Source organism: Nocardia carnea NBRC 14403 (assembly GCF_000308515.1).
GTDB lineage: Bacteria > Actinomycetota > Actinomycetes > Mycobacteriales > Mycobacteriaceae > Nocardia > Nocardia carnea.
Genome location: NZ_BAFV01000051.1, coordinates 124,870 through 144,516, shown reverse-complemented (window position 1 = coordinate 144,516; position 19,647 = coordinate 124,870). Strand labels below are relative to the sequence as shown.

Sequence of the window (19,647 nt, the reverse complement as noted above, 5' to 3'; positions counted from 1 at the left end):
TCTTCGGCAAAACGGTCGGCGTGATCGGCCTCGGCCGGATCGGGCAGCTGTTCGCCGCGCGCCTCGCGGCCTTCGAAACCAAGATCGTCGCCTACGACCCCTACGTCTCCCCGGCGCGCGCCGCCCAGCTCGGGATCGAACTGCTCACCCTCGACGAGGTGCTGGAGCGCGCCGATCTCATCTCCATCCACCTGCCGAAGACCCCGGAGACCAAGGGCCTGCTCGGCAAGGAATCTATCGCCAAGACCAAGCCGGGCGTGATCATCGTCAATGCCGCGCGCGGTGGCCTGGTGGACGAGGCCGCGCTGGCCGAGGCCATCAAGTCCGGCCATGTGCGGGCCGCCGGTATCGACGTCTACGAAACCGAGCCCTGCACCGACAGCCCGCTGTTCGAACTGCCGCAGGTCGTGGTGACCCCGCATCTGGGTGCCTCCACCAGCGAAGCGCAGGACCGGGCCGGCACCGATGTGGCGAAATCCGTACTGCTGGCGCTGGCCGGCGAATTCGTGCCCGGCGCGGTGAACGTCACCGGTGGCGTGGTCGGCGACGAAGTGGCGCCCTGGCTGGATCTGGTCCGCAAACAGGGTGCGCTGCTGGGTGCGCTGGCCGACGAACTGCCGGTGAGCCTCGAGGTGCAGGTCCGCGGTGAGCTGGCCGCCTCGGAGGTCGAGGTGCTGCAACTGGCCGCGCTGCGCGGTGTGTTCTCCGCCCACGTCGACGATCAGGTCACCTTCGTCAACGCCCCGGCGCTCGCGCAGGACCGCGGGATCAGCGCCGAGGTCACCACGGCCACCGAAAGCCCCAGCCACCGCAGCCTGGTGGATCTGCGTGCGGTCTTCGGCGACGGCCGCACCATCAATGTCGCCGGCGCGCTCACCGAACCGGCCCAGGTCGAGAAGATCGTCAACATCAACGGCCGCAACTACGATATGCGCGCCGAAGGCATCAACCTGGCCGTCCTCAACTACGACGATCAGCCCGGCGCACTGGGCAAGGTCGGCACCGCACTGGGCGCCGCCGAGATCGATATCCTCGCCGCCCAGCTCACCCAGGACGCCAACAAGGAAGGCGCCACCGTGGTGTTGCGTGTCAACAAGGAGGTCCCCGAATCGGTGCGCGCCGATATCGCGGCCGCCGTGGGTGCCGGCAAGGTCGCGCTGGTCGACCTGTTCTGATGTAGCGGTGCGCCGCCGTCGCAGGCGATAGGTGGCGCGCACGTCGTACGAGTCCGCCCGGGTGTTCGCACCCGGGCGGACCGGCGCAGAATCACTTCCCAGCGGCGGCCGCACCCGGCCCGCCGGCCGCGACCGCTCGCGGCACGTCGTATCCAGAAAGCGTGGTTGTCATGAAGCTCGCCGTGATCCCCGGTGACGGTATCGGCCCGGAGGTCGTCGCCGAGGCGCTCAAAGCGCTCGATGTGGTGCTACCCGGTGTGGAACGCACCGAATACGATCTAGGCGCCAAGCGCTACCACGCCACCGGCGAGATCCTGCCGGAATCGGTGCTGCCGGAACTGAAACAGCACGACGCGATCCTGCTCGGCGCGATCGGCGACCCCTCGGTGCCCAGCGGCCTCCTCGAACGCGGCCTGCTGCTGCGCACCCGGTTCGCGCTCGACCACCACGTCAACCTGCGGCCCTCCAAGCTGTACCCGGGCGTCGGCAGCCCGCTCGCCGGTAGCCCAGATATCGACTTCGTGGTCGTCCGCGAGGGCACCGAGGGCCCCTACACGGGCACCGGTGGCGCCATCCGCGTCGACACCCCGCACGAGGTCGCCACCGAGGTCAGCACCAACACCCGGTTCGGTGTGGAACGCGTGGTCCGCTACGCCTTCGCCAAGGCGCAGACCCGGCGCAAGCACCTCACCCTCGTGCACAAGACCAACGTCCTGGCCTTCGCCGGTTCGCTGTGGCAGCGCACGGTGGACGCGGTGGGTGCCGAGTTCCCCGATGTCGAGGTCGCCTACCAGCACATCGACGCGGCCACCATCCATATGGTCAACGATCCGGCCCGCTTCGACGTGATCGTCACCGACAACCTGTTCGGCGATATCATCACCGACCTCGCCGCCGCGGTGAGCGGCGGTATCGGCCTGGCCGCCAGCGGCAATATCGACGCCACCGGCACCAACCCGAGCATGTTCGAACCGGTCCACGGCAGCGCCCCCGATATCGCCGGCCAGTCCAAAGCCGACCCCACCGCCGCGATCCTCTCGGTGGGTCTGCTGCTGGAGCACAAGGGCGAAACCGCGGCCGCCGCCCGCATCCAGGAAGCGGTCGCCAAGGATCTGTCGGGTCGCACCGGCACCGCCTCCACCACCGAAATCGGCGATCGGATCGCGTCCGCGCTCTGACCTGGAAGTTCCGTACTTTCGGCAACGAAATCGGTGTGCAACTCCGATACCATCGGGGATACCTGGGCGTATCCCCGATGGACGGCCCGAGCGCTTGGAGGGCAGCATGACCGCGCGGCGCGCCACCAGTGATGCAGGCTTCGGCCCGTACACGGTGCTGGATCTCTACGACCTGCCGGAAGACGGTAAGGGGTTCGAACTCGAAGACGGGTGGTTGGTCGAGGTGGCAGCGGGGGCACGACACAACTACATCGGCTGGTCGCTCGCTCGGCGGATCCGTAGCGCCGCAGAGAACGCAGACGCGTTCGTCTGCGATGGCGGAGAGTGGGAGATCAGTACGCCGTCGGGCGTCCGTAAACCCGATGTTCTTGTCATCCCCAAGGCGGTGGCACGAGCTGCCATAGTCGACGAGTCGCCCAAGTTGATCCCCGGCATGGACGTGCAGCTCGTGGTCGAAGTGGTCTCGCCGGGAAGTGGCAGCGAACGCACCGACAGGGTTCGCAAGGTGCGGGAGTATGCGGGATTGGGCATCCCGCAGTATTGGATCGTCGAACACCAGCCCAAGATTCAGATCCACCAGGGAATTCTTGACGGGGGCGCCTATCGGTGGGAGCCGCCGGTGGGCGAAAGCCGGGAATTCACCGCTGAACTCGAGCTCGACGTCCCGGTTCGGGTGTGCTTCGATCCCGCGGATCTCATCGATATCTGATCGAGGTTTCTCCGTAGACCGGATCGGCCGGGGCTTATGTACCCCGGATGGCTACCGGCCCCGAGCCGGTGACGGCCACGGCCGGCTCGTGGACATCGCCACCGGAAGTTTCGGGCGGCCGGCAACTCCGTTTACTCGAGAGGTTTCTCCGAAGCGAACGGGACCAGTGGGATGGCTACAGCGGCCAAGGCGGCCGCCGCCAGATAGGCGGCCGGGAAACCGGTGGCGGTGATCAGGCCGCCGAAGACCGGGGGGACTGCGGCGATCATCAGGTTCTGGCCGGTGTTCTGGATACCGAGACCGCGGCCGCTCCAATAGGGCCCGGCGAGTTCGGCGATGGCGGTGAAAGCCAGGCCGTTGTCGGATACCGAAACCACCGAGGCGATCACCATCAACGGTATAGCGGCCCACCACCATTCGGTCCAGGCGGTCAGCGCCAGCAGCGCCATGGTGGTGACCGCGGCGACAGCAATCAGGCGCAGGGGACGCATCCGGCTGCCGACGCGGTCGGACCACGCGCCCGCACCGATCCGGCCCAGTGCGCCGAGTACTTGCGTGCCGGTGACGAGGGCACCGGCGGCGGCCAGCGACCATCCGATATCGCGGTGCAACCACAGCAGCGCGAAGGTCCAGACGGTGCCCTGCGGGATGACCAGCAGAACGGACACTCCGTGGATACGCCAGAGGGTGCTGCCGGCGCGGTACGGGTTGGCGCCGGTGGATTCGGCACGCGACGGGCGGGGCGGGTCGACTATGCCCAGCAAGCAGCCCACGGCTGCCAGACCCGCAAGGATCGCCGGCACGAACAGCGCGGAAGCCACCCCGGCACTGTCCGCGACCAGCGGAATGGACAATGCGCCGATACCCACCCCGATGGGCTGACCCGTCTGCCGGATACCCATCGCCAGGCCGCGTCGTTCGGGCGGGAACCAGCCGACGATCACCCGGCCGCTGGCGCCGTTGGTGCTGGCGGCGCCCATACCGCCGAGGAACAGCAGAACTCCGAGGAGGGGATAGCTCGTCGTGAAGGCGGCCGCGGTGCCCGCGACGCACATGATCAGCGGGCCGGCCACCAGCGCGATGCGCTCACCGAGCCGGTCCACCAGATACCCCCAGGCGATGAGGGTGCAGCACAGTCCCACCGTCGGCAGCGCGACCAGCAGGCCGGCCGTCGGCAGCGGCATACCGCCCGCGGTGAGTGCCGGCAGCAGGAACGGGACACCATGGACGAAGATCGCGCTCGAGGTCTGGGCGAACACCCCGAGGGCGAGCATGAGCCAGCGGCGTGCGGGGGAGACCGGTAACGGCCGGTGTCCCGGCTCGGCGGCCCGGGCGGCCGCCGGTGAACTGGGTGCCATAGTTCCCCATCTCGGAATACAGCAGCACATCTCACTATATGGGAAGCGCTTCTCAGAACGTGAACTTTCGGCCACCGTACACCCGCCGGCCGCGGTTGTACCAGGCGGTGTCACGCTTTTCACCGGCCCACATGCCGACCGGTCGGGCGCATTCGGGCTGGTGAACCCGGCTGGATAGACTTCGGGCATGCGTCTAGGTCGAGTTGCCAGCCCCGACGGGGTCGCTTTCGTCGCCATCGACGGCGAGACCGCCAAAGAAATCGCCGAACACCCGTTCGGCACTCCGACGTTCACCGGCCGTAGCTGGCCGCTGGCCGATATCCGCCTGCTCGCCCCCATCCTGGCCAGCAAGGTGATCTGCATCGGCAAGAACTACGCGGCGCACGCCGCCGAATTCGGAGGACAGGCACCGGAGGAACCGGTGATCTTCATCAAACCCAACACCTCCATCATCGGGCCGAACGTGCCCATCCAGCTGCCGCCCAATTCCTCCCGGGTCGACTTCGAAGGCGAGCTGGCGGTTGTGATCGGGCGCCCCTGCAAGGACGTCGCCGCGGCCCGCGCCAAGGATGTGATCCTCGGCTACACCGTCGCCAACGACGTCACCGCCCGCGATCAGCAAGCCCAGGACGGACAATGGACGCGGGCCAAGGGGTACGACACCTTCTGCCCGCTCGGCCCCTGGATCGAAACAGAACTCGATCCGGCCGATCTCGAGATCACCACCGAACTCGACGGTGAAGTGAAGCAGCGCAGCACCACATCACTACTGCTGCACGATATTCCGGAAATCATCGAATGGGTGACCCGGGTGATGACCCTACTGCCCGGTGACGTGATCCTCACCGGCACACCCGAAGGCGTGGGCCCGATGAAAGACGGCCAGAGCGTCTCGGTGACCGTCGCCGGAATCGGAACACTCACCAATCCTGTTGCCGCCAAACGCTGAACGAAAGAGAGACATGACAAACGTACGGGTCCGTTTCTGCCCGTCGCCCACCGGAACACCGCATGTCGGACTCATCCGCACCGCGCTGTTCAACTGGGCCTACGCCAAACATCACGGCGGAACCTTCGTCTTCCGAATCGAAGATACCGATGCCGCACGGGATTCCGAGGAATCGTATCTGGCGCTCCTGGATGCATTGCGCTGGCTCGGCCTCGAATGGGACGAGGGCCCCGAAATCGGCGGACCCTATGCGCCGTACCGGCAATCGCAGCGCCGCGATATCCACCTCGATGTGGTGCAGAAACTGCTGGAAGCCGGCGAAGCCTACGAATCCTTTTCCACGCCAGCAGAAGTCGAAGAACGCCACCGTGCGGCCGGACGTGATCCGAAACTCGGCTACGACAATTACGACCGCGACCTGACACCCGAACAGATCGCCGAATACAAAGCCGCCGGCCGCGGTGCCGTGGTCCGGCTGCGTATGCCCGACACCGATCTCACCTGGAACGATCTCGTACGCGGTGAGACCACCTTCAAAGCGGGCACCGTCCCCGATTTCGCCCTCACCCGCGGTACCGGCGACCCGCTCTACACGCTGGTCAACCCGGTCGACGACGCGACCCAGCGAATCACCCACGTCCTGCGCGGCGAAGACCTCCTCTCCTCCACCCCGCGCCAGCTCGCCCTCTACGCCGCCCTGCGGCGTATCGGCGTCACCGATTTCACCCCGGAATTCGGACACCTGCCCTTCGTGATGGGACAGGGCAACAAGAAACTCTCCAAACGAGACCCCGAATCCAACCTGTTCCTGCACCGCGACCGCGGGTTCATCCCCGAAGGTTTGCTGAATTACCTCGCACTCCTCGGCTGGAGCATTGCCGACGACCACGATGTGTTCACCCTGGACGAGATGATCACCGCCTTCGACATCTCCAAAGTCAACTCGAACCCGGCCCGCTTCGACCAGAAAAAAGCCGACGCGATCAACGCCGAACATATCCGGATGCTCGCCCCCGCCGATTTCGCTGGACGGTTGCGCGAATACTTCGTCCGGCACGGATATATCGGTGAAGAAATCGACGAAAAGGTATTCGCGGAAGCTGCCGAACTCGTTCAGACCCGAATAGTAGTACTCGCCGACGCCTGGGATCTGCTCCGATTCCTGTTCGCTCCCGCCGTCGACTTCGCAATCGACCCGGCAGCCGGAAAGAAAAATCTCGGCGAAGGCAGCCGGCCGGTCCTGGACGCGACCGTCGACGCACTCGAACCACTCACCGCATGGACCGCCGCAGAAATAGAAGAAGCGCTGAAAACAGCACTCATCGAGCGGCTCGAACTGAAACCCAGAAAAGCGTTCGCGCCGGTACGGGTCGCGGTCACCGGATCACATATCAGCCCGCCGCTCTACGAATCCATGGAACTGCTCGGCCGGGAAGAATCCATGCGCCGGCTGCGCGCCGCACGCGAATGGGTCGCACCGAGCGAATAACCCGGCCCGGCGGGCCCCGGCGATCGCGTCGAGGGCCCGCCCACCGGCTGCTGCCCACCGGTTGCTCGACGCCGAGCCCGATACCCGGCCAGGAACCTCCGGCCGGAAACGATCCACGAGCCCTGGAAGCTGTCCGGGGCGGAGGGTGAACCTGGTGGGCGCGACCGGTCCCCGTGCCGAGACGAACCGCGAAACAGCACGAACAACCCCCTCAACCCCGATCTGACCAGGCGATTTGTAGTTTCACCCGCACAGTTTGGTACTCTCTTTCTCGGCCGGAACGACGGTGCCGCCGCAGCCAGCGACGAACCCGAAAGCCCAGGTCATTGGGGTATGGTGTAATTGGCAACACAGCTGATTCTGGTTCAGCCATTCTAGGTTCGAGTCCTGGTACCCCAGCGGAGATCGTCTCTCTACTACATCCTCCAGATGCGGTGCGGAACGAATATCCAGGCGATTTGGTCGCCGCCGCCCGGTCGGTTACGCTGATCGAGCTTCGGATCGAGAGATCCACGATCCGCTCCAGCCAGGAGTTGATCAAAAGTCCTGGCCCCGTCGTCTAGCGGCCTAGGACGCCGCCCTCTCAAGGCGGTAGCGCGGGTTCAAATCCCGTCGGGGCTACTCAGCTGGCAGGCTCATGCTCATGGAGAGCATGAGCCTTTGCTGATTCGCGATGTTTTGCGGGGGTCCAACCCCCGCACCCCGGCCAGGCGGGCTCGGCGCCCCCTGGACCCCCCTCCGTGAAGGGATTCCTACCAACGTGTTGCCGGGGCTGCGCCCCTGGACCCTTTGCGGTTGGTGGCATTCGGGTAAGGCTTTGTGGTCGGTGAGCTGCGGATGTGCCGTTCGGCTGGTGGGTCCTGGAGCGCTATCGGGGCGGATTCCTACCGAGGTCTTGCTGGGGCTGCGCCCCTAGACCCCCTGTGGGTGGTGTTACCCGGATAGGTCTGGTTGCCCGTAGGTTCTGTAGCCCAGGGCTGATGTTCCGATGCCACCCGACCTGCGGTGCGCGGGGTTCGCTGCATGTTCGGCGTCTTCAGGGGCAGTGATCTATCGGTCGGTTTTCTCAGTGGTCCGTTCGAGGAATCCGTACGGCCGCCGACCACTACGACCGCCGGCTGATGATCGTCGGTTCACCTGCCGCCGCAATCCTGGCTTCGGCCGGATGAGACATTCGGTCGTGCGCTGCGGGAGCTTGCCGATCGGCGCCCTGAATGTGCTGGTTGGCGCGGCGGGCGCGCCTGATCTCGGGTCTGGTGGGCGGGGGTCGGCCGGTCCGGGTCTCCTCGTAGCCGGTGGCGCTGGAACCGGTCGGCAATCGAGGTGAGGCGACGCCGCCGGGGCGTGATGCGCCCGGAATCGGCGTTGTGCCGACGCGGCAATGGGCGCTGCTGGATCCGGAACGGAGACCGGCTACGGAACTGTGGTCGGTTGTGCGGTATGACTCACGGCGAGTCGGCGACGAGCACAGGGGGTGCCAGGGGCCTGGCCACGGAGGGTGATGAACAACACAGCCGGCGTACGCATTTCCTCGTGGCGACGGGAGCGGGCTCGGTCCGACTCGGAGGGGTCCATGCGGCGGCGAGGCGGGATCGGGCGCAGAGGTCAGCGGTCGGTTGTGGCGCGGAGCCGGTCGAAGGCTCGTTTCGGCGGGGGACGGGCGAGGAAGGCCTTGATTTCTGCCGAGCAGTTCTCGATGGAGGCGGCCCCGGTATCGACTTCCAGATCGTAGATTCCGTGGGCGTGGACCGAATCCAGCTGCCGGGCAGCTGTGCCGGTGGGCCGGTCGGCGCGGCGGCGTTCGCGGTCCTGCCCGGGCCATACCGGCGACGGCGCGGTGGAATCCGGCACGAGTCCTGCGGAGGACCGCGGTGAGGTCGCTCGGAGGGAGTTCGTGGGTCCGGGATTCCGAACGCATGGCGCCGAACATATCGACGCTCATATGGAAGAAGGGGCGGTCGAGGTCGGTCAGGAGTCTGCGCGCGATGCTGGATTTTCCCGAGCTCGAGACGCCGTTGAGGAGCACGATCCGGCCCGGAGCGGTCTCGCCTGCCCAATCGGATTGCGCGTTCATCAACCCATAGTGACTGCGGTGGTGATCATCCGGCGTACCACGCCTGGGCCGGTGGTTGGTCGGCTGCCCGGGTGATCGGAAACACCCGGGCGCCGGGATCAGTCGTCGAGGGCGCCTGCGGTGGAACCGCCGAGGGGCATTTCGGGGAGGCCCAGTTTGCGGTGGTCCCAGCTGCGGATGCGTTCGGGGACCACACGGACCGCTACGCGTTTGTTCAGCATGCCTTCGACGTATTGGCGCATATCGTCGGTGTAGGGGCCGGTGTAGCGCTCCCAGACGCTGACGCCGACGGCGAACAACTTCTCGGGGTCGTCGATCACTTCGGCGTGGCCCTCGATGGAGACCCCGCGCAGGGTGTCGTAGGTCTGGCCGGCCTCGACCATGCACGTAATGGTGGGGTTACGGCGCAGGTTGACGGCTTTCTGGGATTTGCCTTTGGTTTCGAACCACAGTTCGGGGACGGCGCCGGGGCGGCCGGGATCGGCGATCAGTGCGTACCACATGGCGGTGAGGTGCGGTTTTCCGTCGCCGCCCAAGGTGGCCAGGGTGGCCACGCGGCTGCGGGTGAGAAAATCGGTGATCTCGGCGTCGGTCATCACGATCTGTGACCGTTGGTTCACTCCCATGGGGTCACCATAAGTGACGGCGGTTGCCTACCGCTCAGAGTCGGCGGTGCAGGGCATCGGCGGCCGCGACGAGATCCGCGGCCCAGCGGGCACCGGGGCGGCGGCCCATCCGGTCGATCGGGCCGGAGACGGAGATGGCGGCGACCACGGCGCCCTGCTGATCCCGTACGGGTGCCGAGATACTCGCGACCCCGGCCGCGCGTTCGCCGGCGCTCTGCGCCCAACCTCGTTTGCGGACATCGGCGAGAGTGCGTTCGTTGTACATGGCGTCGGCGAGCACGCTGCGCTGCAGCTCGGGGTCCGCCCACGCGACCAGGACCTTCGCGGCCGAACCGGCGGTGAGCGGCAGGCGGGAGCCGATGGGCACGGTATCGCGTAACCCGGCGGGTGGTTCCAGGGCGGCGACGCAGACCCGCTGGTTGCCGTCGCGACAGTACAGTTGCACGCTTTCGCCGGTGATCTCGCGGAGCCGGGGCAGGATCGAACTCGCGGCTTCGAGCAGCGGATCGGCGGCCCCGGCGGCGAGTTCACCGAGGGCGGGACCGGGACGCCAGGCGCCGTCGCCGTTACGGGCCAGCAGGCGATGGGTTTCCAGCCCGACCGCGAGGCGGTGGGCGGTGGCGCGGGGCAGGCCGGTGCGTTCGCACAAGTCGTTGAGACCGCAGGGCTGCTCGGCGACCGCATACAGCACTGCCACCGCTTTGTCCAGAACGCCGATACCGCTATGCTGTCTCATACAACGATATTAGCGTCCTGCATTCTGAGATGCCATCACGAACAGCCCAGGTGGGTCGTGGGATGGGGTCGCGATATTCCAGCTAGCGCGTATCCGCCGCGGGACACCGGGGTGGATGCCCGGCCCGAAAGGTGATCGCAACAATGCCACGTACGCTGGCCGAGAAAGTATGGGAAGAGCATGTCGTCGCCCGCGGGGAAGGCGACGGCGAGGCCCGGGAACCCGACCTGATCTATATCGATCTGCATCTGGTGCACGAGGTCACCAGTCCGCAGGCGTTCGACGGGCTGCGGGCGGCGGGGCGGCCGGTGCGCCGGCCCGATCTCACCATCGCCACCGAGGATCACAACGTTCCGACCGCGGATATCGATAAACCGATTGCCGATCCCATTTCGCGTATCCAGGTGGAGACGCTGCGGCGTAACTGCGCCGAATTCGGCGTCCGGCTGCACCCGATGGGGGATCGCGAACAAGGGATCGTGCATGTGGTCGGCCCGCAGTTGGGCCTGACCCAGCCGGGTACGACCGTGGTGTGCGGGGACAGTCATACCTCCACCCACGGTGCGTTCGGCGCACTCGCCATGGGAATCGGGACGAGTGAGGTCGAACACGTACTGGCCACGCAGACGCTGTCGCTGCGGCCGTTCAAGACGATGGCGATCACCGTCGACGGGGAACTGCCGCCGGGAGTCACCAGTAAAGACCTCATTCTGGCGGTGATCGCCGAAATCGGTACCGGTGGTGGGCAGGGATATGTGCTCGAGTACCGCGGTGAGGCCATTAGGAAAATGTCGATGGAAGCGCGGATGACGATCTGCAATATGTCCATCGAGGCCGGAGCGCGGGCGGGGATGATCGCCCCGGACGAAACGACCTACGAGTTCCTGAAAGGCCGGCCGCATGCGCCGCAGGGCGCGGACTGGGATGCCGCGGTGCAGGCGTGGGAAGCGCTGAAGACCGACGAGGACGCCGTTTTCGACCGGGAAGTGCATATCGACGCGAGCGCGCTGACACCGTTCGTCACCTGGGGTACCAACCCGGGGCAAGGTTTGCCGCTCGGCGCAAATGTGCCGGATCCGGCGCAGATCGCCGACGAAAGCGCCCGCGAGTCGGCGGAGAAAGCGCTGCGATACATGGATTTGACCCCGGGTATGCCGCTGCGTGAGGTCGCGGTGGATACCGTGTTCGTGGGATCGTGCACCAACGGCCGGATCGAGGATCTGCGGGCCGTGGCCGGGGTCCTGAAGGGCCGCAAGGTCGCCGACGGGGTGCGAATGCTGGTGGTACCCGGGTCGATGCGGGTGCGCGAACAGGCCGAGGCCGAGGGGCTGGGGGAGGTGTTCACCGCCGCCGGAGCCGAATGGCGCCAGGCCGGATGCTCGATGTGCCTGGGAATGAACCCCGATCAGCTCGAACCCGGCCAGCGTTGCGCCTCCACCTCCAATCGGAATTTCGAGGGACGACAGGGCAAAGGCGGCCGTACCCATTTGGTGTCGCCGCTGGTCGCCGCGGCCACTGCGGTGCGCGGCCGGTTGTCGGCACCCACCGATCTGAACTGAGCCGCAACGCCGCATTCCGAAACCTACGATCAGCCCGAAACAGGAGAAATACGATGGAAGCCTTCACCGTGCACAAGGGGATCGGCGTTCCGCTGCGCCGGTCCAATGTGGACACCGATCAGATCATCCCGGCCGTCTATCTGAAGCGCGTGACTCGAACAGGATTCGAAGACGGCCTGTTCGCCGCATGGCGGGGCGACGAGGACTTCATTCTGAACACCGAACCGTACTCCCGCGGCTCCGTACTCGTGGCCGGACCGGATTTCGGCACCGGATCGTCGCGTGAGCACGCGGTCTGGGCACTGATGGACTATGGCTTTCGGGTAGTTATCTCTTCACGTTTCGCCGACATCTTCCGCGGTAATGCGGGCAAGGGCGGTCTACTGGCTGCGCGAATGTCACAGAATGATGTCGAAATGCTCTGGAAGTTGCTCGAGGAACAGCCCGGACTGGAATTGGTTGTCGACCTCCAGGCGCGCACGGTGACCGCAGGAACCGTCGTGTTGCCGTTCGATATTGACGACTACACGAGGTGGCGCCTGTTGGAAGGATTGGATGACATCGGCCTGACACTGCGGCGTAGCGATGTGATCGCGGAGTTCGAAAAGGCAAGGCCGGGTTGGAAACCAAAGACCCTTCCCGAACCTATTTCGCAGGCGTAATGTTCTCGGCCTCTTAGTGGGGGCTCGGATGAGGCGGTAGCTGTGCGTGTGCTAGGCCACATGAATTTTGGCGTGGCACATAGACTCTTGCCCATTGTGGGTTTACCGTGGTACCTAGTCGGTCCGACGACGGGCCATTAGTCTGCGGAGGATTCAATGAACAAGGCGGAACTGATCGACGTTCTGACCGAAAAGTTGGGTACTGACAGGCGCACGGCCACCGCGGCAGTCGAGCATGTGGTCGACACCATCGTGCGTGCGGTACACAAAGGACAGAGCGTCACCATCACCGGATTCGGTGTGTTCGAACAGCGGAAGCGTGCGGCGCGCGTCGCACGTAATCCGCGCACCGGGGAAACCGTCAAGGTGAAACCCACTTCGGTGCCGGCCTTCCGGCCCGGTGCCCAGTTCAAGGCGGTAATCGCGGGTAAACAGAAGCTCGCGGCCACCGGCCCGGCGGTCAAACGCGGTGTCAATGCTCCTGTGGCGGCCAAGAAATCCACGGCCAAGAAGACCACGGCGAAGAAAACCACCGCCAAGAAGTCGGCCACCAAGGCGCCCGCCAAAACCACAGCACGTAAGACCGCCACCAAGGCGCCCGCCAAGAGCACCGCCGCGAAGAAGGCGGCCACCAAGGCAGCGGCCCGTAAGACCGTCGCCAAGAAGACCCCGGCGAAAGCCACGGCGAAGAAGACCACGGCCAAGGCAACCGCCAAGAAGACCCCGGCGAAGAAGACCACCGCGAAGCGGGCTCCGGCGAAGAAGGCTGCAAAGAAGCGCTGATTCGCCCAGCCGCGGATGCCGCGGAAATCCCCGACGGCTTTCCGACCCGCGAACGGTGCTCGTCGCCGAGCACAGCGTGCCGCATCTCGGCTCGCCTGCTCGCGACCTTCACAACCGAAACGCCGGACGGACCAGCCCCCGGGCGATCCCCGGGGGCGTGACCGTTTCTACGGCCGGTGAGTGTTCGGCTCTACCCGGTCGCCGGCGCGGTATCGACCGATAGCGATCGGTCGAGATGATCGGCGGCGACCAAACGGTCGCCCGCGAAAGACAACACCCACACCGACCCTTTCCGGGTCCGGGCGGGTGACAATCGCATTCCGTCCCGCTCCGCCCACCACCGGACAAGATCCGGAACGGTGTCGCCTTGACTGCACAGGACGGGCACCGCCCGGGCGGACAGGGCCAGCGACCGGATATGTTCCCGCGCCTTTTCGGTATCCGCGGCGTATCCGATATCACCGAGCAGCGGATCCACCGCCACCTCGACCCCCAGATCCTCGGCCAGCGGGGCCACCGTTTGCACACAGCGCAGCGGTTCGGCGGAATAGATTTCCGCAGCACCGAATGCCAGCAGATTCGGCACCAGCGCCCGCGCCTGCCGATAACCGGCCGATTCGAGCGGACGCTGCTCGTCCGGGCCACGGAACCGATCGCGGCGACCGGCCTTGGCGTGCCGGACCACCAGTACGGTGCACGTATCGGCCGGTAGCCGGGTGAACGCCCGGACGATCTGGCGATCCATCGGATACGACAGCGCCGACATCACCGTCTCCAGCGGGCACCAGGTGAGTTCGTCGACTTCGTTGTTCGCCGTGAAGGCTCCACCGGTTACCTCGGCGGCCCAATAGTCGACCCGTTTCAGCCTGCGATGCCCGGGGATGGGGTAGGTGACCTTGCCCAGATAGCGGCCCAGCCGGGGTCGAAGCCCTGTTTCCTCTTCGGTTTCGCGGACCGCGGCCAGAACAGGGGTCTCGCCGGGATCGAGTTTCCCCTTCGGCAACGACCAGTCGTCGTATTTGGGCCGGCGGATCACGGCGATCTCCATCCGACCGGCCGAATCGGGCGCATGGCGCCACAGCACGGTGCCGGCGGCATGAATATTGGCTGTGGTCCGCGGATCCGGGTAGGCCGGTGGTGTATGCGTGGTGTCCACTGCGTTCACTGCTGATCCGGGCGGCGCAGGCGCATGAGCGCCACCTGATGGTCGCGGACCCCGATCCCGTCACCGTCGGGCCCGGTACCGGCTCGATCGGGGCTGGATTGCCAATTACCGTCGGCATCCAATACCCAGCAGCGTGTCATCGGGTGCAACGCCGATTCGAATATCCCATCCAGCCGTTCCCGTAGTTTCGGGTCCTTCACCTGCGCCATGACCTCCACGCGGCGGTCCAGATTCCGGTGCATCATATCGGCGCTACCGATCCAGAACTCGTCCTGCGCCGTGAAGTTGAGAATTCGCGAATGCTCCAGCACCCGGCCGAGTATCGACCGCACTTCGATGTTCTCGCTCATCCCCGGAACGCCCGGCCGTAACCCGCAGATACTGCGGACCACGATCTGCACCGGAACTCCCGCCTGCGAAGCGCGGTAGAGAGCGTCGATGACCTGTTCGTCGACAAGGGCATTGGCCTTCAGCCGAATCCGGGCCGCCGCGCCGTCGCGGGCCAATTCGATCTCGCGTTCGATCCGGGAGATGATCCCGGCCCGGATACCGTGCGGGGCAACCAGGATGTTGCGGTAATCGGCCTTTCTGGAATAGCCGGTGAGCGAATTGAACAGATCGGTGAGATCGGCGCCGATCTCGGGGGCGGCGGTGAGCAGCCCGACATCCTCGTACAGGCGAGCGGTCTTGGGATTGTAGTTACCGGTGCCGATATGGCAGTAGCGGCGAATGGTCGAACCCTCGCGGCGCACCACCAGGCAGGTCTTGCAGTGTGTTTTCAACCCGACCAGGCCGTAGACCACATGCACCCCGGCCTGTTCCAGCGTGCGCGCCCATTTGATGTTGGCCTGCTCGTCGAACCTGGCCTTGATCTCCACCAGCGCCACCACCTGCTTACCGGCTTCGGCGGCGTCGATGAGCGCGTTCACGATCGGGGAATCGCCGGAGGTGCGGTACAGGGTTTGTTTGATCGCCAGGACCTGCGGGTCGGCAGCGGCCTGTTCGATGAAACGCTGCACGCTGGTGGAGAACGAATCGTACGGGTGGTGCACGAGAACATCGCCTTCACGCAGCGCGGCGAAAACATTGCGCGGGGTTTCGCGCTCGCCGAACGCCGGCGGGGTCGCGGGCACGTAGGGTGCGTCCTTCAGATTCGGGCGGTCCACCCCGTACACCTGCCACAGGCAGGACAGGTCCAGCAGCCCGGGAACCTGGATGACATCTCCCGGGTCGACCTCCAGTTCACGCAGGAGCAGTTCGAGCATATGCTCGGTCATATCGTCGGACACCTCGAGCCGCACGGGTGAACCGAAGCGGCGCCGGGCCAGTTCGCGTTCCAGCGCCTGCAGCAGATCCTCGTCGCGATCCTCGTCGACCTCGAAATCGGCGTTACGGGTGATCCGGAACGAATGATGCTCGACCACTGTCATGCCCGGGAACAGGTGTTCCAGATGCGCCGCGATCAGCGCCTCCATCGGCAGGAATGCCGCGATCGAGGCGCCGTTACCGGACCCGGGCCGGCGAACGCGCACGAAGCGGTCCACATTGTCGGGCACCTTCACGCGAGCGAAATGTTCACCACCGGTGGACTGGTCCTGGACGGTGACCGCGAGATTCAGGCTGAGCCCACTGATATAGGGGAAAGGGTGCGCGGGATCCACGGCCAGGGGAGTGAGCACCGGGAACACCTGATCCTGGAAATGCGCGGACAACCGTTCCCGCTCGGGCTCGGCCAGCTCGGCCCAGTCGATGATCTCGATACCTTCCGCGGTGAGCGCGGGCAGTACCTCGGTGAGGAACACCTCGGCGTGGCGGACGGCGAGATCCTGGGTGCGGGCCGCGATCAGCTCGAGCTGCTCACTGGGTGAGCGGCCGTCGGCGGAGCGCACCGAAAGCCCGGTTTCGGCGCGGCGTTTGAGACCGGCGACACGGACCATATAGAACTCGTCGAGATTCGAGGCGAAGATCGCCAGGAATTTCGCGCGTTCCAGCAGCGGCAGCGAACTGTCCTCGGCCAGCGCCAGGACACGGGCATTGAAGTCGAGCCAGCTCAATTCCCGGTTGAGATAGCGATCGGCCGGCAAACGAGGAGTCCGCTCGTCGGCAGGGATCTGGGTGGCGGCCGGAGGCGGGGTGGGTAGCACCTGCTGCTGCTTGACGGTTTCCGTATCGCTCACGCCTACGATCATCCCCTACGAACCGGGTGGTGTGCAGATGCCGGCGGTGACTGTTATCTCTAGTTCACGGGGTGGCGACCGGCCCGCACACCTGGGTGACCGGTTCGCGAACACGAGCGGACAGACCCAGTTCACGCAGGAGGGCAGTGGTCTCGACACCCGTGCCCAGCGCCTGCACGGCCGCCAGATCCGCGGCGGTATCGACATCCTGGCGCAGACCGGGCCAATCGCCGGCCAGTTCGCGCGCGCCGTCGGCACGGTGGTGGTGAGCCGAATCACGGCCGAAGCGGGGTCGCAGTGGCAGGCCGGACGGCGCGAACAAGGCCGCGGTGCCCGTGCCCGCGTGGTCGGTCACCAGCGCGCGTAGTTCGCCGGAGGCGGCCACCAGCACGGCCCCCAACTCGTCCGGGCACAATGCGGGCAAATCGGCTTGCAACGCCAGCAGGTCCACGGCGCCGTGCCGGTTCCGGACGGCCGCCGCCGCGTCGGCGAGCGCGATATTGAGGCCGTCGGGGTCGGTGCGGGCGCGGGCGGGTTCGGGATGCACGTCCGCGCCGAGTGCACGGGTTGCCTCGGCTACCACCGGGTCCGGGGTGACGATCGTGATCGCCGCGATCGCGGGCACCGCCGCGGCCGCGCGCACGGTATCGGTGAGCATGGCCAGCACCAGCCGGGACCGGTGCGCCGGCGCGAGCACACCGGCGAGCCGGCTCTTGGCGCTGTCCAGGGATTTCACCGCGATCACGGCGTGCACGGAGTGCGGGCACATGGCCCCATCCTGTCATGGCATTCTGGGCTGATGACGAGGGCGGCGGTAATGGGTGCGGGATCGTGGGGTACGACACTGGCGAAGGTGTTGGCCGACGCGGGGACCGAGGTCACGGTATGGGCCCGCCGGCCCGAGGTCGCCGAGGCGCTGGCCACCGATCACCGCAACCCCTACTACATGCCCGGAGTACAGCTACCGCCGATCGCCGCCACCAACGATCACGTACGGGCCCTGGACGGCGCCGATATCGTGGTGCTCGCGGTCCCGTCGCAATCCCTGCGCGCGAACCTGAAGGCCTGGGCACCGGATATCGGCGCCGACGCCACCTTGCTGAGTGTGGCCAAGGGGATCGAGACCGGCACCCTGCTGCGGATGAGCGAGGTGATCGCGGAGGTCAGCGGCGCGGATCCGGCGCGGATCGCGGTGCTGTCGGGGCCGAATCTCGCGGGCGAGCTGGCCGCCGGGCAGCCGGCCGCGACGGTGATCGGCTGTATCGACGCGCAGCGGGCGGCGGCAGTGCAGCAGGCCTGTGTCACCAGCTACTTCCGGCCCTACACCAACACCGATGTGATCGGCTGCGAAATCGGCGGTGCCTGTAAGAATGTGATCGCGCTGGCCTGCGGGATCGCCTCCGGCATGGGATTCGGCGACAACTCCATCGCCGCGCTCATGACCCGGGGCCTGGCCGAGATCATCCGGCTCGGCGTGGCACTCGGCGCCGAACCGGCGACGCTGGCCGGGCTGGCAGGGGTCGGGGACCTCATCGCGACCTGCACCTCGCCGCTTTCCCGGAACAGATCCTTCGGCGTGGCGCTCGGCTCCGGTGGCTCCATGCAGGTCGCGCAGGAAGCTACCCACGGCCAGATCGCCGAAGGGGTGAAATCCTGCAGTTCGGTCCGCGCACTGGCCGATGCGCACGGAGTGGAGATGCCGCTCACCGAAGCCGTCCACCAGGTGTGTCACGAGGGGGTGGCCGTGCAGTCGGCACTGGAGAAACTGCTGGGGCGCCGGATCAAACCCGAATGAGCCGCGGGCCCGATCCGCGGGGATTATCCGGTGCCGCCACAGGGTACCGTTCGGGCATGACCCGGATCAGAGTTGCCGTTGTCTTCGGCGGGCGCAGTAACGAGCACACAGTCTCGTGCGTATCGGCCGGTGCTGTACTGCGCAACCTCGATCCGCAGCGTTACGAGGCGGTGCCGATCGGCATCACCCAGGCCGGGACCTGGCTGCTCGCCGATATCGATATCGCCGCACTCGCCCGCCACGACCGGACCCTGCCGTCGGTTACCGGTGACGGCACCGAACTGGTCCTGGCCGCCGACCCCAGCCGTGCCGGAACGCTGGTACCGCTCGGCGATCCGCAGACTGCACTCGGAACCGTCGACGTGGTGTTCCCGGTGCTCCACGGCCCGTTCGGCGAGGACGGCACCGTCCAGGGAATGCTGGAACTGGCAGGTCTCCCGTACGTGGGCCCCGGTGTACTGGCCAGTGCGGCCGGGATGGACAAAGAGTTCACCAAGAAACTGCTCGCCGCCGACGGCCTGCCGGTGGGCAGGCAAGTGGTGCTGCGACCGGGCACCGAGACCGTCACACCGGAGGACCGGCAGCGGCTCGGACTGCCGGTATTCGTCAAACCCGCCCGCGGCGGTTCGTCCATCGGGATCACCAAGGTCGCCGACTGGGCCGATCTCGAGGCCGCGGTCGCCACCGCGCGCGAACACGATCCGAAGGTGATCGTGGAAGCCGGGATCGTCGGCCGGGAGGTCGAATGCGGTGTGCTGGAATTCCCCGACGGCCGGGTGGAAGCCAGTGTGCTCGCGGAGATCAGAATGCCCGAGGACCTCGCCGACGCCGACGCCGGTGAAGAACCCGCCGGCCCGGCCTTCTACGATTTCGACACCAAATACCTCGACGACGTCTGCGAATTCGATGTCCCGGCGAAACTGGACGACGATATCGCCGAGGAAGTCCGGGCGATGGCGGTGCGCGCTTTCCGGGCACTGGACTGCCAAGGGCTGGCCAGGGTCGATTTCTTCGTCACCGAGGACGGGCCGGTGATCAACGAGATCAACACGATGCCCGGATTCACGCCGATCTCCATGTATCCGCGGATGTGGCAGGAAACCGGCATCGGCTATGCAGAACTGCTGACGAATCTCGTCGACACCGCGTTGGCTCGCGGCACCGGGCTGCGCTGAGTCGACCGGGCTATCTCTGGGTCGATCGGCTGCGCGG

16 protein-coding genes, 2 tRNA genes and 1 pseudogene are annotated in these 19,647 nt (G+C 66.3%); 12 read left to right on the top strand and 7 right to left on the bottom strand.

The annotated features are described in order from the left end of the window. The 3 genes from ON22_RS17950 to ON22_RS17940 form a co-directional block, all read left to right on the top strand. Positions 1–1,175: NAD(P)-dependent oxidoreductase (locus ON22_RS17950; protein WP_043740289.1), on the top strand; the 1,175-nt coding region annotated here is incomplete at its 5' end. Positions 1,176–1,345: 170 nt separating this feature from the next. After that, entirely contained in the window at positions 1,346–2,353 is a 1,008-nt protein-coding gene (locus ON22_RS17945) for a 3-isopropylmalate dehydrogenase (protein ID WP_033241331.1), read from the top strand. 106 nt (positions 2,354–2,459) lie between these two features. Then, positions 2,460–3,062, top strand: a complete 603-nt coding sequence (locus tag ON22_RS17940; protein WP_033241332.1) for a Uma2 family endonuclease — start codon at positions 2,460–2,462, stop codon at positions 3,060–3,062. A gap of 131 nt (positions 3,063–3,193) precedes the next feature. Here ON22_RS17940 and ON22_RS17935 read toward each other — a convergent pair whose 3' ends face one another. Further along, entirely contained in the window at positions 3,194–4,420 is a 1,227-nt protein-coding gene (locus ON22_RS17935; RefSeq protein WP_197039602.1) for an MFS transporter, read from the bottom strand. A 187-nt stretch (positions 4,421–4,607) separates the two neighbouring features. Here ON22_RS17935 and ON22_RS17930 point away from each other — a divergent pair, with 187 nt between their 5' ends. The 4 genes from ON22_RS17930 (at position 4,608) to ON22_RS17915 (ending at position 7,479) form a co-directional block, all read left to right on the top strand. Beyond that, positions 4,608–5,369: a fumarylacetoacetate hydrolase family protein gene (locus ON22_RS17930; protein WP_033241333.1), complete on the top strand. Its 762-nt coding sequence runs from the start codon at positions 4,608–4,610 to the stop codon at positions 5,367–5,369. Positions 5,370–5,382: 13 nt separating this feature from the next. Beyond that, entirely contained in the window at positions 5,383–6,858 is a 1,476-nt protein-coding gene (gene gltX, locus ON22_RS17925; RefSeq protein ID WP_033241334.1) for a glutamate--tRNA ligase, read from the top strand. Positions 6,859–7,185: 327 nt separating this feature from the next. Continuing rightward, positions 7,186–7,257 (top strand) — tRNA-Gln (locus ON22_RS17920). Positions 7,258–7,406: 149 nt separating this feature from the next. Continuing rightward, a tRNA-Glu gene (locus ON22_RS17915) sits at positions 7,407–7,479 on the top strand. Positions 7,480–8,463: 984 nt separating this feature from the next. Here the strand turns inward: ON22_RS17915 and ON22_RS38550 are convergent. The 3 genes and pseudogenes from ON22_RS38550 to ON22_RS17900 form a co-directional block, all read right to left on the bottom strand. Then, positions 8,464–8,932: pseudogene (locus tag ON22_RS38550) on the bottom strand (phosphotransferase-like protein). 98 nt (positions 8,933–9,030) lie between these two features. Continuing rightward, positions 9,031–9,558, bottom strand: a complete 528-nt coding sequence (locus tag ON22_RS17905; protein WP_033241335.1) for a pyridoxamine 5'-phosphate oxidase family protein — start codon at positions 9,556–9,558, stop codon at positions 9,031–9,033. Between the two features lie 34 nt (positions 9,559–9,592). Then, complete coding sequence (locus ON22_RS17900) at positions 9,593–10,294, bottom strand: IclR family transcriptional regulator (RefSeq protein ID WP_033241336.1); 702 nt, start codon at positions 10,292–10,294, stop codon at positions 9,593–9,595. 143 nt (positions 10,295–10,437) lie between these two features. Between ON22_RS17900 and leuC the strand changes: the two genes are divergently transcribed. The 3 genes from leuC (at position 10,438) to ON22_RS17885 (ending at position 13,298) form a co-directional block, all read left to right on the top strand. Further along, positions 10,438–11,853, top strand: coding sequence for a 3-isopropylmalate dehydratase large subunit (gene leuC / locus ON22_RS17895; RefSeq protein ID WP_033241337.1), 1,416 nt, complete (start codon positions 10,438–10,440; stop codon positions 11,851–11,853). Between the two features lie 53 nt (positions 11,854–11,906). Beyond that, entirely contained in the window at positions 11,907–12,515 is a 609-nt protein-coding gene (gene leuD / locus ON22_RS17890; protein ID WP_033241338.1) for a 3-isopropylmalate dehydratase small subunit, read from the top strand. Positions 12,516–12,671: 156 nt separating this feature from the next. Beyond that, positions 12,672–13,298 carry an HU family DNA-binding protein gene (locus tag ON22_RS17885; RefSeq protein ID WP_033241339.1) on the top strand — a complete coding sequence of 209 codons (627 nt, stop codon included), beginning with the start codon at positions 12,672–12,674 and terminating at the stop codon, positions 13,296–13,298. A gap of 190 nt (positions 13,299–13,488) precedes the next feature. On the opposite strand, the gene ON22_RS17880 is transcribed toward ON22_RS17885, so the two are convergent. The 3 genes from ON22_RS17880 to cofC are packed head-to-tail and all read right to left on the bottom strand — an operon-like array spanning position 13,489 to position 17,409. Continuing rightward, entirely contained in the window at positions 13,489–14,463 is a 975-nt protein-coding gene (locus tag ON22_RS17880) for an NUDIX hydrolase (RefSeq protein ID WP_231507911.1), read from the bottom strand. Beyond that, complete coding sequence (locus tag ON22_RS17875; RefSeq protein WP_033241341.1) at positions 14,460–16,652, bottom strand: RNA degradosome polyphosphate kinase; 2,193 nt, start codon at positions 16,650–16,652, stop codon at positions 14,460–14,462. The genes ON22_RS17880 and ON22_RS17875 overlap by 4 nt, the downstream gene beginning before the upstream one ends. A 52-nt stretch (positions 16,653–16,704) precedes the next feature. After that, on the bottom strand, positions 16,705–17,409 hold the full coding sequence (gene cofC, locus ON22_RS17870) for a 2-phospho-L-lactate guanylyltransferase (protein ID WP_033241342.1): 705 nt from the start codon (positions 17,407–17,409) through the stop codon (positions 16,705–16,707). 30 nt (positions 17,410–17,439) lie between these two features. Here cofC and ON22_RS17865 point away from each other — a divergent pair, with 30 nt between their 5' ends. Next, positions 17,440–18,435 (top strand): NAD(P)H-dependent glycerol-3-phosphate dehydrogenase, encoded by a 996-nt coding sequence (locus ON22_RS17865; RefSeq protein ID WP_033241343.1) that lies wholly within the window; start codon positions 17,440–17,442, stop codon positions 18,433–18,435. Between the two features lie 56 nt (positions 18,436–18,491). Beyond that, complete coding sequence (locus ON22_RS17860) at positions 18,492–19,610, top strand: D-alanine--D-alanine ligase family protein (RefSeq protein ID WP_033241344.1); 1,119 nt, start codon at positions 18,492–18,494, stop codon at positions 19,608–19,610. Positions 19,611–19,647: the final 37 nt, after the last annotated feature.

Bases quoted from the DNA above. Each gene is read 5' to 3' on its own strand.
- ON22_RS17940 (WP_033241332.1), top strand. From the start codon at position 2,460: ATGACCGCGCGGCGCGCCACCAGTGATGCAGGCTTCGGCCCGTACACG.
- leuD (WP_033241338.1), top strand. From the start codon at position 11,907: ATGGAAGCCTTCACCGTGCACAAGGGGATCGGCGTTCCGCTGCGCCGG.
- cofC (WP_033241342.1), bottom strand. From the start codon at position 17,409: ATGTGCCCGCACTCCGTGCACGCCGTGATCGCGGTGAAATCCCTGGAC.
- ON22_RS17865 (WP_033241343.1), top strand. From the start codon at position 17,440: ATGACGAGGGCGGCGGTAATGGGTGCGGGATCGTGGGGTACGACACTG.
- ON22_RS17930 (WP_033241333.1), top strand. From the start codon at position 4,608: ATGCGTCTAGGTCGAGTTGCCAGCCCCGACGGGGTCGCTTTCGTCGCC.
- ON22_RS17875 (WP_033241341.1), bottom strand. From the start codon at position 16,652: ATGATCGTAGGCGTGAGCGATACGGAAACCGTCAAGCAGCAGCAGGTG.
- gltX (WP_033241334.1), top strand. From the start codon at position 5,383: ATGACAAACGTACGGGTCCGTTTCTGCCCGTCGCCCACCGGAACACCG.
- ON22_RS17905 (WP_033241335.1), bottom strand. From the start codon at position 9,558: ATGGGAGTGAACCAACGGTCACAGATCGTGATGACCGACGCCGAGATC.
- ON22_RS17860 (WP_033241344.1), top strand. From the start codon at position 18,492: ATGACCCGGATCAGAGTTGCCGTTGTCTTCGGCGGGCGCAGTAACGAG.
- ON22_RS17935 (WP_197039602.1), bottom strand. From the start codon at position 4,420: ATGGCACCCAGTTCACCGGCGGCCGCCCGGGCCGCCGAGCCGGGACAC.
- ON22_RS17900 (WP_033241336.1), bottom strand. From the start codon at position 10,294: ATGAGACAGCATAGCGGTATCGGCGTTCTGGACAAAGCGGTGGCAGTG.
- leuC (WP_033241337.1), top strand. From the start codon at position 10,438: ATGCCACGTACGCTGGCCGAGAAAGTATGGGAAGAGCATGTCGTCGCC.
- ON22_RS17945 (WP_033241331.1), top strand. From the start codon at position 1,346: ATGAAGCTCGCCGTGATCCCCGGTGACGGTATCGGCCCGGAGGTCGTC.
- ON22_RS17885 (WP_033241339.1), top strand. From the start codon at position 12,672: ATGAACAAGGCGGAACTGATCGACGTTCTGACCGAAAAGTTGGGTACT.